The following is a 1,079-nucleotide window of genomic DNA, read 5'->3' as shown; positions in this document are numbered from 1 at the left end:
TGTAGTGACCACGGACGTTGTTGACGGCGTAGGAGGCTGAGCGAACAAGGAGACCTCCGAGCGAAGGTGTGGGTGCTGACGCCTCACCGACCGCCCGGAGGTCTCGTTGTCCCACGCTAATGCCCGTCTGACCGTGCACGGCCGTCTTCTGCTGGTCACCCGAGTGCTGCGCCAGCGGCGGCCGGTGGCCCACGTCGCCGCGGAACTGGGCATCTCCCGCGCCACCGGATACAAGTGGCTGGCCCGCTACCGCGCCGAGGGCCTCGCTGGCCTGCGGGATCGATCCTCGCGGCCGCGGCACTCACCGGGGCGGACGACGCCGGAGGTGGAGGCCGCGATCCTGGCGCTGCGCCGCGACCGGCGGCTGGGGCCGGCGCGGATCGCCGGCATCCTCGGGCTGCATCCATCGACCGTGCACCGGGTCCTGGTGCGGCATCGGATGCCACGGCTGGCCTGGCTGGACCGGCCCAGCGGTGAGCCGATCCGCCGCTACGAGCGCGCCCGGCCCGGCGAGCTGGTGCATGTCGACGTGAAGAAGCTCGGCCGACTGCGAGACGGTGGCGGCTGGCGAGCGCACGGCCGAGACAGTCGCCAACGCGCCCTGGCTCGCAGCGCACCGCGGGTCGGCTACGAGTTCGTGCACTGCGCGATCGATGACCACACCCGCCTGGCCTACGCCGAGATCCATCCCGACGAGCGCGCCGAGACCTGCGCCGGCTTCCTGCGACGAGCCGCGGCCTGGTTCGCCGACCACGGCATCGGCCGCATCGAGCGCGTGATGACCGACAACGCGATGGCCTATCGCCGCAGTTCGGCCTGGCGTCAGGCGCTGGCCGACATCGGCGCCGAGTCCCGCTTCACCCGCCGCTACCGCCCGCAGACCAACGGCAAGGCCGAACGCTTCAACCGCACGCTGCTCGAGGAATGGGCCTACGCCCAACTGTTCGGCTCCGGCTCAGAACGCGCCGCAGCCTTGCCCGGCTGGCTGCACGCCTACAACCATCACCGCAGCCACACCGCGATCGGCGGCCGGACCCCGATCAGCCGCATCACTGTCAACGACCTCGTGGGACAGAACA

1 protein-coding gene is annotated in these 1,079 nt (G+C 71.4%); it reads left to right on the top strand.

The genetic code is table 11. The features are described 5' to 3' along the window. Positions 1 to 106: 106 nt before the first annotated feature. The coding region (locus tag ACI78S_RS25085) for an IS481 family transposase (RefSeq protein WP_456977708.1) at positions 107 to 1,079 on the top strand (973 nt) is incomplete at its 3' end.

This window comes from Geodermatophilus sp. SYSU D00815, assembly GCF_054050035.1.
Note: the sequence above shows the minus strand (reverse complement) of the source record. Positions and strands in the feature narration are given on the sequence as shown.